General features: G+C 69.8%; 15 protein-coding genes. 9 read left to right on the plus strand and 6 right to left on the minus strand.

The features are described 5' to 3' along the window. Positions 1-56 precede the first annotated feature (56 nt). The 5 genes from PIQ37_RS04920 to fabR form a co-directional block, all read right to left on the minus strand. A complete protein-coding gene (locus PIQ37_RS04920) occupies positions 57-959 on the minus strand; it encodes a manganese catalase family protein (RefSeq protein ID WP_342072602.1) in 903 nt (300 codons plus the stop codon). A 122-nt stretch (positions 960-1,081) separates the two neighbouring features. After that, complete coding sequence (locus tag PIQ37_RS04925; RefSeq protein ID WP_342072603.1) at positions 1,082-1,588, minus strand: YciE/YciF ferroxidase family protein; 507 nt, start codon at positions 1,586-1,588, stop codon at positions 1,082-1,084. A gap of 70 nt (positions 1,589-1,658) precedes the next feature. Continuing rightward, the gene (locus PIQ37_RS04930; RefSeq protein WP_017910118.1) at positions 1,659-2,171 is read right to left on the minus strand and encodes a ferritin-like domain-containing protein; all 513 of its coding nucleotides are present in this window, start codon (positions 2,169-2,171) and stop codon (positions 1,659-1,661) included. A 467-nt stretch (positions 2,172-2,638) separates the two neighbouring features. Next, on the minus strand, positions 2,639-3,505 hold the full coding sequence (locus tag PIQ37_RS04935) for an SDR family oxidoreductase (RefSeq protein ID WP_342072604.1): 867 nt from the start codon (positions 3,503-3,505) through the stop codon (positions 2,639-2,641). 146 nt (positions 3,506-3,651) lie between these two features. Further along, on the minus strand, positions 3,652-4,296 hold the full coding sequence (gene fabR / locus PIQ37_RS04940) for an HTH-type transcriptional repressor FabR (RefSeq protein WP_017912841.1): 645 nt from the start codon (positions 4,294-4,296) through the stop codon (positions 3,652-3,654). 94 nt (positions 4,297-4,390) lie between these two features. On the opposite strand from fabR, the gene PIQ37_RS04945 reads away from it, so the two are divergent. The 3 genes from PIQ37_RS04945 (at position 4,391) to PIQ37_RS04955 (ending at position 7,201) form a co-directional block, all read left to right on the plus strand. Then, positions 4,391-5,467: a ferredoxin reductase gene (locus PIQ37_RS04945; protein WP_342072605.1), complete on the plus strand. Its 1,077-nt coding sequence runs from the start codon at positions 4,391-4,393 to the stop codon at positions 5,465-5,467. A gap of 11 nt (positions 5,468-5,478) precedes the next feature. Further along, positions 5,479-6,603 (plus strand): fatty acid desaturase family protein, encoded by a 1,125-nt coding sequence (locus tag PIQ37_RS04950; protein ID WP_043094627.1) that lies wholly within the window; start codon positions 5,479-5,481, stop codon positions 6,601-6,603. Positions 6,604-6,769: 166 nt separating this feature from the next. Continuing rightward, positions 6,770-7,201 (plus strand): low affinity iron permease family protein, encoded by a 432-nt coding sequence (locus tag PIQ37_RS04955; RefSeq protein WP_342072606.1) that lies wholly within the window; start codon positions 6,770-6,772, stop codon positions 7,199-7,201. Between the two features lie 80 nt (positions 7,202-7,281). Here PIQ37_RS04955 and PIQ37_RS04960 read toward each other — a convergent pair whose 3' ends face one another. After that, entirely contained in the window at positions 7,282-7,635 is a 354-nt protein-coding gene (locus PIQ37_RS04960) for a hypothetical protein (RefSeq protein ID WP_342072607.1), read from the minus strand. Positions 7,636-7,706: 71 nt separating this feature from the next. Between PIQ37_RS04960 and PIQ37_RS04965 the strand changes: the two genes are divergently transcribed. The 6 genes from PIQ37_RS04965 to PIQ37_RS04990 all read left to right on the plus strand — a co-directional run bounded on the left by PIQ37_RS04965 (position 7,707) and on the right by PIQ37_RS04990 (position 14,566). Continuing rightward, positions 7,707-8,048 (plus strand): hypothetical protein, encoded by a 342-nt coding sequence (locus tag PIQ37_RS04965; RefSeq protein ID WP_342072608.1) that lies wholly within the window; start codon positions 7,707-7,709, stop codon positions 8,046-8,048. 128 nt (positions 8,049-8,176) lie between these two features. Beyond that, complete coding sequence (gene poxB, locus PIQ37_RS04970) at positions 8,177-9,886, plus strand: ubiquinone-dependent pyruvate dehydrogenase (protein WP_342072621.1); 1,710 nt, start codon at positions 8,177-8,179, stop codon at positions 9,884-9,886. A 75-nt stretch (positions 9,887-9,961) separates the two neighbouring features. Beyond that, the gene (locus tag PIQ37_RS04975) at positions 9,962-11,398 is read left to right on the plus strand and encodes a sensor histidine kinase (protein ID WP_342072609.1); all 1,437 of its coding nucleotides are present in this window, start codon (positions 9,962-9,964) and stop codon (positions 11,396-11,398) included. Further along, complete coding sequence (locus tag PIQ37_RS04980) at positions 11,383-12,720, plus strand: sigma-54-dependent transcriptional regulator (RefSeq protein WP_342072610.1); 1,338 nt, start codon at positions 11,383-11,385, stop codon at positions 12,718-12,720. Before PIQ37_RS04975 ends, PIQ37_RS04980 begins: the two co-directional genes overlap by 16 nt. A 277-nt stretch (positions 12,721-12,997) precedes the next feature. Further along, a complete protein-coding gene (locus PIQ37_RS04985; RefSeq protein WP_342072611.1) occupies positions 12,998-13,789 on the plus strand; it encodes a hypothetical protein in 792 nt (263 codons plus the stop codon). Positions 13,790-13,888: 99 nt separating this feature from the next. Beyond that, the gene (locus PIQ37_RS04990; protein WP_342072612.1) at positions 13,889-14,566 is read left to right on the plus strand and encodes a hypothetical protein; all 678 of its coding nucleotides are present in this window, start codon (positions 13,889-13,891) and stop codon (positions 14,564-14,566) included. The last annotated feature ends 101 nt before the right edge of the window (positions 14,567-14,667 follow it).

Consider the following 14,667-nt stretch of genomic DNA (forward strand, 5'->3'; position numbering starts at 1 on the left):
AACGCCGCGATGCTTGCGCATCGCGGCGTCGTTGCGTTGGAACCTGCGGCGAAGCGCTAGCGCGCCACGCTGCCCTTGGTCGAACCGGCGCCGGGACCGGCACCCAGGTCGGCGCCGGTGGTCGGGTCGCTGTCCGGCTGCGATAACGTACGCGCCGCCAGTGCCTGCACTGCGCTCTGTTCCAGTTCGCTCAGGCCCACGCTGGGCATGCCGCTGCCGCCATCCACCGCCACCTGGCGATTGCGGTCGGCAATGGACTCCCACTGGCTGCCGCTGTTCCAGGGCCCATGCATATCGCCGTCGCCCTGCGACATGTCGTAGTAGCGATCGGTGAAGGCCGGATCGCCCGGCAGCTTGCCCGGCGGGAAGTTCGGCTCGATCGAGTACAGCGCCTTCTCGAAGGATTTCTGGTGCGCTACCTCGCGGGTCATCAGGAAGGTCAGCGCATCGACGATGCCCGGATCGTCGGTGACGTTGATCAGGCGCTCGTAGACGATCTTGGCGCGCGCTTCGGCGGCGATGTTGGAGCGCAGGTCGGCCGTCGGCTCGCCGATGCTGTCCACGTAGGCCGCGCTCCACGGCACGCCGCTGGAATTGACCAGCGCCGGGCCGCCGCCGTAGAGAATCTGCTGGGTCTGGCTGGTGTTGTTGTTGCGGGTGAGGTTGCGCATGTCTTCGGCCTCGGCCATGCCTTCGGACAGCACCGCCTTCGACCCCTGATTGAGCATGGCGATGATCGAGCCGATGATTTCCAGGTGGCTCAACTCCTCGGTGGCGATGTCGTACAGCAGATCCTTGCGGCCGGGATCGACCTCGCCGATGGCCTGGGTGAAGTAGCGCATCGCCGCGGCGAGCTCGCCTTGCGGGCCGCCGAACTGTTCCAGCATCAGCGAGGCCAGCGCCGGATCGGGTTGTGCCACGCGGACCGTGTACATCAGCCGCTTGTTGTGCATGAACATGGGGTTCTCCTGGAGTGCCGCCCGAACGTCGTGACGACGCAATGGCGCGACCGACGGCCGCGCGTGGGGGATAGGCGTCTGGGACGCCGCGACCCGCGCTGAGCGGGCCGCGGCCGGGGCGGTCAGGCCGCCTTGCGCTTGCGTGCCGCTTCTTCGTTGCCGCCCTGCTCGGCGAGCAGGGTCAGCTTCTCGTCGGTGGACTTCTCTTCGTCGAGCGTTTCCAGCAGCAGGCTCAACGCATCGTCCATGCCCAGCTGCTTGGCCATGGCGGCGAGCGTGCCGTAGGAGGCGATCTCGTAATGCTCGACCTTCTGCGCGCCACCGATCAGCGCGGCATCGCGCACCGGGCCGGCTTCGATCGACTCGATCACTTCCTTGCCCTCTTCCACCAGGCCTTCCATGGCGGCGCACTTGATCCGCTTCAGGCGCAGGTTGCCCTTTTCGACGATCTGGTCGATGCGTTCGATCTGGCCCTGGGTTTCTTCCAGGTGCGCTTCGAACGCCGCGCGCAGCGCCGGGTTGGTGGAGGCGCGCGCCAGTCGCGGCAGTGCCTTGGTCAGCTGCTTCTCGGCGCTGTAGATGTCCGACAGCTCGTGGATGAACAATTCGTCGATGGTCTTGACGGCCATGGGGAGTCTCCGGTCGGTGATGGTTGGGTGCTGCGGGAATGTGCGCACGTCGTGCGGTGCACGACGACGCTCAGTGCTTGGCGGTTTCGCCTTCGGTGCGTTCGCGCTTCAGGAACGCCAGGATCGTGGCTTCCTGATGCTCGATCAGCCACTCGGCCATGGCGATTTCCTGGTCGAGGATGGCGGCGCAGATGTCGGCGATCTCGGTCTGCCCGGCTTCCTTGGCGGCGATCACCAGGGAACGGTAGCTGGCGATCTCCATATGCTCGAAGGCGTAGCTCACGCCCAGGCTCTTGGCCACCTCGTCGCTCATCATCGAATTGCCGGCGGCGTGCACCGAGGCCATCACGCTGGCGACGGTGCCCTTGATCGTCGGGATCGAGCCGTCGAGGATCTCGATGCAGCGCTTGACCTGCTCGGACTGATCGCGGGTTTCGTTGACGTGCTGCTCGATGCGCGCCTTCAGCTGCGGGTAGTGCTCCAGGCGGCCGGCGGTGGCAGTGAGCATGGTGTTGGCCTCCTGCTCCATCGCGTAGGCGTCCTGCAGCCACTTCAACAAGCGTTCGGTGTTGCTTCGGGTCATGGATATCGCTCCAGATGTTGTGCGCGACGCACCTGCATCGCATCGCGCGTCCGTGTGTTTTTCCCCTGTGGGACTCACGCTAGACCCGCCGCCGTTACAGCGGTTGCAGGGCAGGGTGAATGCTTTGCGAGATGCGGCGTGAGGAAACATGCACATGCAACGACGCAGGCGATGCCGCTCTTGCAAAGGTGTCTCGTAGGAGCGGCTTCAGCCGCGACAGGCATTCACGGGAATGCTCGTCGCGGCTAAAGCCGCTCCTACGTGAGGGTGAGTTCGGTCTGCGAATGGCCCGCCCCCAGGACGGCGGCAGGCGTTGCATCACGCGTTGTGTTGCGCGTGAGCGCGTGTGGGGAACCGCAACTTCGAAAGACAGTTTCGGGAGAGCCATCGCGGCTGAAGCCGCTCCTACAGCGCCGCCAGCCGTGATGCTTTTCCGAATCCCTAATCCCTAATCCCGAATCCCAGCCCTACAGCGTCACCGCGCCACCCGAGATCGTCAGCAACGTGCCCGAGGTATAGCTCGAGGTATCCGCAGCCAGCAGCACATAGGCCGAGGCCAGTTCCGCCGGCTGGCCGGGGCGGCCGAACGGCGTCTGCTCGCCGAAGGTGCGCACCGATTCCTCATCCATGCCGGTGGGGATGAACGGGGTCCAGATCGGGCCCGGCAGCACCGCGTTGACCCGGATCTTCTTCTCGGCCAGCAGGCCGGCCAGGCCGATGGTCAAATTGGCCAGCGCGCCCTTGGTCGCCGAGTACGGCAGGATGTTGGGCGTGGGCTTCTTCGAGTTCACCGAGGCGGTGTTGATGATCGATCCGCCCTCCGGCATGTGCGGCAGCGCCAGCCGTACCAGGTGGAACGGCGCGTGCACATTGGTGGCGAAGGTCTTCTCCCATTCGTCGAGGGTGATCTCGTCGAAACTGTGGAAGTAGCGCTGGTAGGCGGCGTTGTTGACCAGCACGTCGAGGCCGCCGAAGGCGTCGGCCACGGTCTTGATCAACGTCTCAGCCTGCGCGCGGTCGCTGATGTCGCAGGGATGCAGCAGCACGCGCACGCCGGCATCCTCGACCAGCTTGCCGATGCGCTCGGCGTCGTCCTGCTCGTCGGGCAGGTAGGCGATGGCAACGTCGGCACCCTCGCGCGCATAGGCGATCGCCACCGCGGCGCCGATGCCGCTGTCGCCGCCGGTGATCAGGGTGCGCTTGCCCTGCAGCAGGCCGTGGCCGACATAGCTGTCTTCACCGTGGTCCGGTTTCGGATCCATGGCCTGGGTCTTGCCGGGAAAGGATTGCTGCTGCGCCTTGAACGGCGGCGACGGATAGTTCGGAACGGCCATGTGCATGCCTCGTTGGGGGAGTGTCCGACGAGGGTGGGCAGGCGCAGGTAAAGCCGGGGCCAAGGCCATGTCGGCGGCATGTCACGATGCGGGCAAGCGCCCGTGCCGGTCACTGTCTGCGGTGGCGACGCCGCGGCGCCGCGAACTCAGCCGGCGGCGAGCGTGCGCGCGCCGACGATGATCATGCGCAGCATCGCGGTGATCTGCCGGATCAGCTCCGGATCCTTCTCCGGCGGCAGGTCCATCGCGGTGGCGCCCATCGCGAACACCAGCCGGGTGATCGCCTTGGAGACCAGCGCCGGCTCGTGCAGCGGCGCGCCCTCCAGCGCGGCCAGGCGGATCAGGTCCACCCGTAGTTCGTCCTCGAAATAGTTCAGCTCGCGGTCCACCGCATGCTTGAACGCGTCCGAGCCGACCGTGCCCTCGCGTAACAGGACGTGCAGCAGCTTGTCGTCGGCGCGCAACTGTTCCATGAAAGTCTCCACGGAACTGAGGATGATGCTGCGGCGGTTGCCGGCGGCACGCTGCCGCGCCTGGCCGATGATGGTGCGCAGCGAGCTGCCGGCCAGGTCGATCAGCGCCACCGCCAGCTCGTCCATGTCGCGGAACTGGCGGTAGAAGCTGTTGGGGGCGATGCCGGCCTCGCGGGTCACCTCGCGCAGGCTCAGCGTGGACACGCTGCGGTGCGGCCCGATCAGCTTCAGCGCCGCGGCCAGCAGGTCCTCGCGCGAGATCGCGCCCTTGCGGGCGTTCGGCGTGTCCGCGGACGGGGGAGGGGAGAGCGTCGTCATGGGCAGACCGGGCCAGGCAATGGGGGATGATAACGCCATTGCTGAATGCACAACTGTATAGACATCTGTATCTTCATCTGTATAGTGGACACCCATGAACGCTGCCCGCCGTCCCGCCAAGCTCCGCCCCGCCGCCCGCGCCCTGCGCGCCTGGGTCAAGCCGGACGTGTTCGATTTCTGGTCGACCCGGCTGCATCCGTTGTGGACTTGGCAGCGCCCGCGTGCGCGCCTGGTGCAGCGCGAGGCCGCCAGCAGCGATGCGGTGACCCTGGTGCTGCAGCCCAACCGCCACTGGCGCGGCCTGCGCGCCGGCCAGCACGTGGAACTGGGTGTGGAGATCGACGGCCGCCGGCTGCTGCGCAGCTACAGCCCCACGCCGTTGCCGGGCGGGCGCCTGGCGATCACGGTCAAGACCGTCGACGGTGGCCGGGTCAGCCAGTACCTGGCCGGCGCGGCGCGTATCGGCGAGGTGTTCGAACTCGGCCAGGCCTACGGCGAGATGGTGCTGCCGACCGCGCCGCACGGCCGCTGGCTGCTGCTGGCCGCGGGCAGCGGCATCACCCCGATGCGCGCGCTGCTGCGGCAACTGGCCGATGCCGGCATGCCGGCCGACGTCGACCTCCTTTACTGGGCGCGGCGCCACGACCAGGTCTGCTTCCGCGACGAACTGCAGGCGCTGGCCGCGGCGCATCCGCGTTTCCGCCTGCACCTGGCCATTACCGGCGAAGGCGAAACGCCGGCGCCGCGTGTGGACACGCTGCCGCTCGACGCCCTGGGCAGCCTGGAGCAGGCGCAGGTGCTGGCCTGCGGCCCGGGCGGCTTCGTGCAGTCCGCGCGTGCGCGCCTGCAGCACCGCGTGGCCCGCTTCCAGGCCGAAGCGTTCAGCCCCCCGCCGGTCCCGGCCGATGTCGAGCAGGGCACCGTGGCGGTGACCCTGGCGCGCAGTGGCCGCGTGCTGCAGCTGCCGCGCGGCCAGTCGCTGCTCACCGCGCTGGAGGCCGAAGGCCTGCGGCCCAAGCACGGCTGCCGCATGGGCATCTGCAACAGCTGCGCCTGCGGCAAGCAGGCCGGCATCACCCGTGATCTGCTCAGCGGCGCGCACGCCGCCGAACCCGGTTCGCTGAAGCTGTGCGTCAACAGCGCCAGCAGCGACCTGACCCTGGACCTCTGAAGGACTTCCCCATGGCGGCTCCCCGCAACCGCGCACTCACCCCGGCCGAACTGCAGGCCTTCGGCGACGAACTGGATGCGCTGCGCATGCGCACCCTGGCCGACCTGGGCGCGCGCGACGCGCGCTACATCCGCCGCATCGTCGCCGCGGTGCGCTACACCGGCGTGGCCGGCCGTGCGCTGCTGTTCCTCGGCGCGTTCGTGCACAGCGTGCTGGTGCCGGCGTGGATCGCCGGCGTGCTGCTGCTGACCCTGTCCAAGATCCTGGAGAACATGGAGCTGGGCCACAACGTGATGCATGGCCAGTACGACTGGATGGGCGATGCGCACCTGAACGGCAACACCTACGAGTGGGACATCGTCGCCACCGGCGACAACTGGCGCAAGACGCACAACTTCAAGCACCACACCTATACCAACGTGCGCGGCATGGACGACGACATCGGCTATGGCCTGCTGCGCATCTTCCCCGAGCAGCGCTGGCGCCCGTTCTACCTGGCGCAGCCGTTCATCGCGGTGGTGTTCGCGCTTCTGTTCGAATGGGGCGTGGCGATCCAGGACCTGCGCCTGGGCCGCTGGCTGGCCGGCAAGATGAAGCGCGGCGAATTGAAGCGCACGTTCCTGCCGGTCGGGCGCAAGATGGGCCGGCAGATCTTCAAGGACTACATCCTGTTCCCGGCGCTGGCCGGCCCGTTCTTCCTGCCGGTGCTGCTGGGCAACCTGGCCGCCAACGTGCTGCGCAGCATCTGGACCTTCGTGATCATCTTCTGCGGCCACTTCACCGCCGATGCCGAGACCTTCCCCAAGGACTCGATCAAGAACGAGTCGCGCGGGCACTGGTACCTGCGGCAGCTGCGCGGTTCCTCCAACCTGGCCGGCGGCAAGCTGCTGAACGTGCTGTCGGGCAACCTCAGCCACCAGATCGAGCACCATTTCTTCCCGGACGTGCCGGCCAACCGCTACGCGGCGCTGGCGGTGCAGGTGCGCGAGATCTGCGCGCGCTACGGCCAGCACTACAACACCGGCTCGCTGCCGCGGCAGTTCGGCCAGGTGGTGTGGCGGATCGTTCGCCATGCCTTCCCGAGCCGGCCGCGCCCGGTGCGCGCGCTGCAGCCGGCGACGCAACAGGCCGGCTGAGCCTCGCGCGCAGGTCAAGCAAAAAGGCGGGGGCGACCCCGCCTTTTTCGTTGGCCCGGCGCTGGCGCGATGTGCACGCCTCGCTCACGGGAGGCTGTCGATCATCCTTAGCCGCCTGCAGACGCCGGCGGCGGTGCAGGCGTCTCCCGTCGAGCGAGGGCCTGCGATGAAACCTGCCAAGCTGTTCAACGTCGTCGCCAAGAAGGCGTCGTATGCCGCCGGCACGCCGTGGACCTTCTGCATCGCGCTGGGCATCGTGCTGGTGTGGGGCCTCAGCGGCCCGGTGTTCGGCTTCAACGACACCTGGCAGCTGGTCATCAACACCGGCACCACCATCATCACCTTCCTGATGGTGTTCCTGATCCAGCACACCCAGAACGCCGACACCGCGGCGATGCAGATCAAGCTCGACGAGCTGATCCGGGTCAGCGCCAAGGCCAACAACGAGCTGTTGGACCTGGAAGAGCTGGACGAGAAGCGGCTGGAAGAGATCCGCAAGCAATACGAGGACCTGGCGCGCAAGGCCGGCGACGCGCTGCGCGCGCGCAATGCGGGCCAGGGCGATGGCCGCGAGACCCACGATCGCCCGAAGGGCTGATCCAAAAAGCGCATCCCCGCGTCGGCGAGGTGAGCAGCGTGCCGGCGATTAGCGCGACACGCCACTGCACGTTGCAGGCATCAGGCCGGCACGGCGCCGTCGGGATCGTCCGCCGCGGCGGTCGTCGATGCGCGTTCGGTGGCGTGCAGGGTGTCGCCATGCGGCGGCGTGGCGCGGCCCTCGTCCGGTTCGGCAGCCGGTATCGACGAGGTCGTGTCGGACAGGGGAGATTGGGTCTGACGGCGATAGGCGCGGATGGCGGCGTAAGCCGTGCCGGCCAGTGCAAGTTTCCAGAGTAGACCGGACATCGCAGGGCTCCAATGCGGAAGGAACGGCCAGCGTCGGCCAGTGCAGGTGGCGCAGGCGTGCAGGTCACGTGCGTGCGGCGTGGTGGCGCGGATCGACGGCGCAGCATTTGCTCGCGTGCTCTTCATGGCGCCTTGCGGGTTGGCTAACGCCTGCCGGCCTAGCGTGACGCGTTCCCACGCTTCTGCAGGAGATCGTCATGGCCCAGCGCACTTCACCTCCCACCGGCACGCACGACGTACGCCAGTCTGCCTACCGCGGCACGCAGGGCGATGTGTCCGCCGACAGCGGTGTGCCGCGCGGCCGCGACCGCGATGTGCCGTCGCAGCCCATGCCGCCGCCGCAAGCGCCTGCGCCACAGGATCACGGCGAAGACCGCAGCGGACGCAGCCAGCCCAACCTCGGCCAGGCCGGCACCTATGGCGCCACCGGCGCGCATGCCGGCGGCGCCCACGGCAAGGCCGCCACGCCCGGCAGTTATCACGAGGACGATGCGGGCAACGCGGCGCACGATGCCGCCGCTGCACGCGGCGAAGACTAGCCGCACCGTGCGCTGAACATGGGGGCGGCGGGCGCGGGCGTGCAGCCGCTGCGCCACGCGTCGGTAACGCGCGCGGTGCGACCATGCCGCTCCCCACCCGGAGACCAGCACGTATGTCCAAGCAGACCATGGCCCGCCTGCTCGCCGAAACCCTGCACAGCGCGGGCGTGGAGCGGATCTGGGGCGTCACCGGCGACAGCCTCAACGGCTTGACCGATGCGCTGCGGCAGATGGACAGCATCGAGTGGATGCACGTGCGCCACGAGGAGGTGGCGGCGTTCGCCGCCGGCGCCGAAGCCGCGGTCAGCGGCAAGCTGGCGGTGTGCGCCGGCAGTTGCGGCCCGGGCAACCTGCACCTGATCAACGGGCTGTTCGACTGCCACCGCAGCCACCAGCCGGTGCTGGCCATCGCCGCACACATTCCGTCCTCGGAAATCGGCCTGAGCTATTTCCAGGAGACGCATCCGCAGGAACTGTTCCGCGAGTGCAGCCACTACGTCGAGCTGGTGACCAACCCGGCACAGATGCCGGAAGTGCTGCAGCGGGCGATGCGTACGGCGATCCTGCGCCGCGGCGTGGCGGTGGTGGTGATTCCCGGCGACGTGGCGCTGCAGGAGATGCCCAAGGGCACGCCGACGACGTGGCCGGCGCTGGCCGCGCCGCGCATCCTGCCGGCCGACGCCGACGTGGCGAAGCTGGCCGATCTGCTGCAGGCGAGCAAGGCCACCACCTTGCTGTGCGGCAGCGGCTGCGCTGGCGCGCACGACGAGGTGGTGGCGCTGGCCGACGCGCTCGGCGCGCCGATCGTGCATGCGCTGCGCGGCAAGGAACACGTCGAATGGGACAACCCGTTCGACGTCGGCATGACCGGCCTGATCGGCTTCAGTTCCGGCTACCACGCCATGCTCAACTGCGACACCTTGCTGATGCTCGGCACCGATTTCCCTTACCGGCAGTTATATCCCAAGGACGCCACCATCGTGCAGGTCGACAACGACCCGGCCGCGCTGGGGCGGCGCACGCCGCTGCAACTCGGTATTGCCGCCGACGTGCGCGAAACCATCGCCGCGCTGCTGCCGCGCCTGCAGCGCCGCGAGGATCGCGGCTTCCTGGAGAAGTCGCTGGCCCACTACCGCAAGGCGCGCGAGGGCCTGGACGACCTGGCGGTCGCCTCGGCGCCCGGCGAGCCGCTGCATCCGCAGTTCGTCACGCGCATGGTCGACGCGCTGGCCGATGCCGATGCGATCTTCACCTGCGACGTCGGCACGCCGACGGTGTGGGCGGCACGCTACCTGACCATGAACGGCCAGCGCCGCCTGCTCGGCTCGTTCAACCACGGCTCGATGGCCAATGCGATGCCGCAGGCGCTCGGCGCGCAGGCGCAGTTCCCGCGCCGGCAGGTGATCTCGCTGTCCGGCGATGGCGGTTTCACCATGTTGATGGGCGACTTCATCACCCTGGCTCAGCTCGGCCTGCCGGTGAAGGTGGTGGTCTACAACAACGGCTCGCTGGGCTTCGTGGCGATGGAAATGAAGTCGGCCGGCTACCTGGACACCGGCACCGACCTGAGCAATCCGGACTTCGCCGCGATGAGCAACGCCATGGGCATCCTGGGTCTGCGCGTGGACGAGTCGGCGCAACTGGAGCCGGCCCTGCGCAAGGCGTTCGCGCATCCCGGCCCGGCGCTGGTGGACGTGCGCGTGGCGAGCCAGGAACTGGCGATCCCGCCGGCGGTCAAGCTGGAACAGGCCAAGGGCATGGGCCTGTACCTGCTGCGCGCGGTGATGAGCGGGCGCGGCGACGAGGTGCTGGAGCTGGTCAAGACCAACCTGCGCTGAGTCGCCGAAGGCACCGCGGCGCGGTTACGATCGCCGCGGTTCGCCCCGCCTCTTCCGTTGCGCCCAAGGACGTCCATGCCCCGTTCGCTGTTGCGGCAACTGCTGCTGATCTGGATCGTCATCGTCGCCGCCTGCGTGGGCATGGCGGTGGTGCTGGTCGGGCTGTACCGGCACAGCGAGGGCGTGCGCAGCGAACGCGCGCAGACCGGGTTGCGCGAGGTGTGCACGCGCATGGTGCAGCGCTACAACGGCGCCAGCGCCGCCGCCCACGGCAGCGACGGTACCGGCCTGGCGGCGGTGGTGTCGCAGCTGGTGCTGGCCGATGCCGCCGGCGTGGAAGGCGGCTTCTGGGACCGCCAGCGCGACTTCGTCGCCTATGCCTATCCGACGTACGACGGCAGCGAGCACAAGACCGACGTGCCCTCGGCCGAGCGCAACGTCATCGTGTCCACCGCGCAGCGCGGGGTAGAGGCGCAGCACCCGGTGGACTATCGCCGCGACGGGCAGCGCGAGAGCCTGCTGATCGCGGCCTGCCCGCTGGACCGCAATGCCGCGGCCTGGGCCATGACCCGCGTGGCCTCCAGCGATGCCGCCGCCAGCCTGCCGCTGGCGTTGGGCATGGCGCTGATCCTGGCGCTGGTGGTGGTCTCGGCGCTGGCGCTGGGCTGGGTGGTGCGGCGCTGGAGCCAGCGCCTGCAGGGCATCCAGCAGGCCTTGGCGACGCCGGCCGAGGTGCCGCAGATCCCGCGCACCGGCGCGCCGGAACTGGACCGGCTCGGTGCCGCGGTCACCGACTACGCGCAACGCAGCGCGCAGGCGCTGGCCGAGACCCGCCGGCTCGGCGAGGAACTGTCGCGGCACGAACGCCTGGCCGCGCTGGGGCGCATGACCGCGACCGTGGCGCACGAGATCCGCAACCCGATCGCGACCCTGCGGCTGGCGCTGGAAAACCAGATTGCCGCGCATGCGGACGGCGCCGACGACGCCCAGGCGCAGCTGATGCTGGCGCAGATCCAGCGCCTGGACGGCGTGGTGGAAAGCCTGCTCGGCATGGTCCAGCCGATCCGCCTGCACCGGCAGACGGTGGCGCTGCAACCGTGGCTGCAGGCGCTGCTGGATCCGGCCGACTGGGACGGGCAGGCGCCGCCGATCACGCTGCGCCTGCAAGCGGCGCCGGCGCAGTGGATGCTGGATCCGCAGCAGGCCGCGCGCGCCCTGCACAACCTGCTGCGCAACGCCCTGCAGCACGCCGCGCCCGGCACCGAGGTGATCCTGGCGGCGCAGGCCGAGAACGACCTGCTGCATCTGCGCGTGCGCAACCAGGGCGAGCCGGTGCCGGCGCCGGTGGCCGCGCATCTGTTCGAACCGTTCGCCAGCGGCCGCAGCGACGGCAACGGCCTGGGCCTGGCGCTGGTGCGCGAGATCGCCCGCGCCCATGGCGGCGAGGCGCACTACACGCATCGCGACGGCATCACCGAGTTCAGCCTGGAGTTGCCATGGCGCGCATCCTGATCATCGACGACGACCTGGCCTTCCTCAGCACCCTGCAGGCGACGCTGCGCTCGTTCGGCCACGACGTCGTGGCCGTGGCCGACCCGCGCGAGGGCCTGGCGCGCCTGGGCGAGGGCGACCTCGACCTGGCCTTCGTCGACTTCCGCATGCCCGGCATGGACGGCATCGCACTGATGCGCGCGCGCCAGGACAATGCGCAGGCCATGCGCGTGCCGCTGGTGATGCTCACCGCGCATGCCTCCAGCGGCAACACCATCGAGGCGATGAAGCTCGGCGCCTTCGATCACCTGGTCAAGCCGGTGGGCCGCGCCGACATCGCCGAGGTGGTCGAGCGCGCCCTGCGCAGCCGCGGCGACGCCGCGCCGGAGGCCGCAGCGGCGATGCCGGCCGAGGAGGACGACGCGCTGCTCGGCCACAGCGCGGCGATGCGCACCGTGCACAAGCGCATCGGCCTGGCCGCCGCGTCCGACCTGCCGGTGCTCATCACCGGCGAAACCGGCACCGGCAAGGAACTGGCGGCGCGCGCGCTGCACCGTGCCAGCGCCCGCGCCGCGCAACCGTTCGTGGCGATCAACTGCGCGGCGATTCCTGCCGAGCTGATGGAGAGCGAACTGTTCGGCTACCGCAAGGGCGCGTTCTCCGGCGCCGTGAGCGACCGCAACGGCCTGATCCGCGACGCCGATGGCGGCACCCTGTTCCTCGACGAGATCGGCGACATGCCCTTGCCGATGCAGGCCAAGCTGCTGCGTTTCCTGCAGGAAGGCGAGGTCTCGCCGCTGGGCGGGCGCGGCGCGCAGAAGGTGGATGTGCGGGTGATCGCCGCCACCCATCGCGACCTGCTGCAGGCGGTGGACGCCGGGCGCTTCCGCAGCGACCTGCGCTACCGGCTCAACGTGGTGCCGATCGAACTGCCGCCGCTGCGTGAGCGCGGCGACGACATCCTGCTGCTCGCCCAGCACTTCCTGGCCGCCGGCGCCAGCACCCCGCAGACGCTGTCGACGGCAGCGCAGGCGCGCCTGCGCGCCTATCCCTGGCCGGGCAACGTGCGCGAATTGCGCAACGCCATGCAGCGCTGCCAGGTGCTGGTGCGCGCGCCGGTGGTGGAGGCGCACGACCTGGACGAACTGCTGGCCCAGCCCGCCGAGACGCCCACGGCGCTCGACACCGACACGCTGACCCTGCCGCAGGCGATCGCACAACTGGAACGGCAGATGATCCAGGCGGCGCTGACCCAGGCCCACGGCAATCGCGCCGAGGCCGCACGCCGGCTCGGCATCCATCGCCAGCTCCTGTATCGCAAGCTCGACGAGTACGGGCTGTAGGCGGCGCGCTTGCGCGCCGCGGGATTGGGGATTGGGGATTCGTCACAGCACCCGACATCAGGCGACGCGTCCGCTTTTGCGAATCCCCAATCCCCAATCTCCAATCCCCTTCCATCCACACCTGTCCGCAAAGCGGACAGGTGTGGATGGAATGGAGACGCTGCCAAAGCCAGATCGGCACTCGATTCATTTAAAGATCAATGACTTAAAAGTTGGCACGGCCTCTGCATTATCTCTCCTGCGAGCGGCGCCCCCTTGCCGCTCAGGAGGAACTCCCATGATCCGTCGTAGCGCACTCGCTCTGTCCCTGGTGCTGGCCACCGCCGCCGCTGCCGCCACCGCGCAGGTGCCGGCGCCGCCCGCACCTCCCGCCCCGCCGGCGCCCGGTAGTGTCCCGGCACCGCCGCCGCCGCCCGCGGCCCCCGTCGCTGCCACGCCGGTGCGCGTGGACGGCACCGTCGAGCGTTTCATGCTCAACCCCAACGGCGACGTCGATGGCCTGTGGCTGATGGACGGCACCCAGGTGAGCTTCCCGCCGCACCTGTCGGCCGATCTGCAGGCCGCCGTGCGTCGTGGCGATGCGATCTCGGTGCAGGGTTATCGTCTGGGCAGCCTGCCGCTCCTGCAGGCCAGCACCATCACCGCGCGTCGCAGCGGCAAGCAGGTGGTCGACCGTCCGCCGAACCCGATGACGCCGCCGCCGGCACCCCCGGCACCGCCGGCCCTCACTCCGCTGCAGGCCGATGGCCGCATCGAGCGGCTGGTCTACGGCCCGCGCGGCGACACCGCAGGCGTGCTGCTCAGCGACGGCACCGTGGTGCGCATGCCGCCGCACGCCGCCCTGCAGTACAGCGAACTGCTGCGGCCCGGCGCGCGCCTGAGTGTCAACGGCTTCGGCGTGCTGACCCAGGTCGGCCGTTCGGTGGAAGCCACCCAAGTCGGCCGCGATCGCAATTCGCTGCAGGCGGTGTTCGCGCCGCCGGCCCCGCCTGCGCCGCCGGCTGCTCCGCCGCCGCCGGGCGCGCCGGGTGCGCCGGCCGCCCCGCCGCCGCCGCCGGCTCCGCGTTGATCCAGGCGCTGCCGCATCGCGCCTGACCCCTGCGCCCGCCGTTCGCGGCGGGCGCTGCCGGCCCCCGCCGGCATCCCCCTTGTTCGTCTGGAGAATGCAATGCATTGGGTCGATCCCGATTCCCTGCCGGAAACCCGTGGCACGCTCGCGCGCTTCCTGCTCAACCCCAAGGCCGACGTCGACGGCCTGCTGTTCGACGACGGCACCGAAGTGCACACCCCGCCGCACCTGTCGGCGCAACTGCTGAAGGCGCTGCGTCCGGGCGCCGGCCTCGGCGTGCGCGGACTCAAGCCGCGCGGCGCCGATGTGCTGGTGGCGCTGGCGGTGGATCCGGACGGTGCCGAGCGCATCGTCGACGAAGGCCCGCATGCCGGTCCGCACATACCCAAGCCCAAGCCGCCGGCCAAGCCCAAGCCCGCGCAGGACGCGGTGCGTCACGCCGGCACCATCGCGCGGCTGCTGCACGGCCCGCACGGGCAGGTGCATGGCGCGCTGCTGGAGGACGGGCTGATCGTGCGCTTCCCGCCGCACGCGGTGCCGGAATCGGCGCACTGGCTCGCCGCCGGCAAGCCGCTGGCGGCGCAGGGCGAGCTGCTGGAGTCCGCGCATGGCCAGGTGCTGCATGCGCAGGCGCTGGGCGCCAGCGACGCGACGCTGCTGCCGCTGAAACCGAAGCCGCCCAAGCCTCATCACAAGCCGTTGCACGCGCATGCGGATGATGCTGCGCCGAAGGACGGGCCCAAGCCGAAACCGAAGCCCAAGCCCAAGCCCCACTAAGTCCCGAGTCGTGGGGGGGGGGGGGGGCGGGGGCCCCCCCCCCCCCCGGGTTGGCCCCCCCAACCACCCACCCCCCACAACCCCCCCCCCCCCGCCCCCCC

The organism is Xanthomonas protegens (assembly GCF_038442435.1).
In the GTDB taxonomy this organism is placed as follows: Bacteria; Pseudomonadota; Gammaproteobacteria; order Xanthomonadales; family Xanthomonadaceae; genus Xanthomonas_A; species Xanthomonas_A sontii.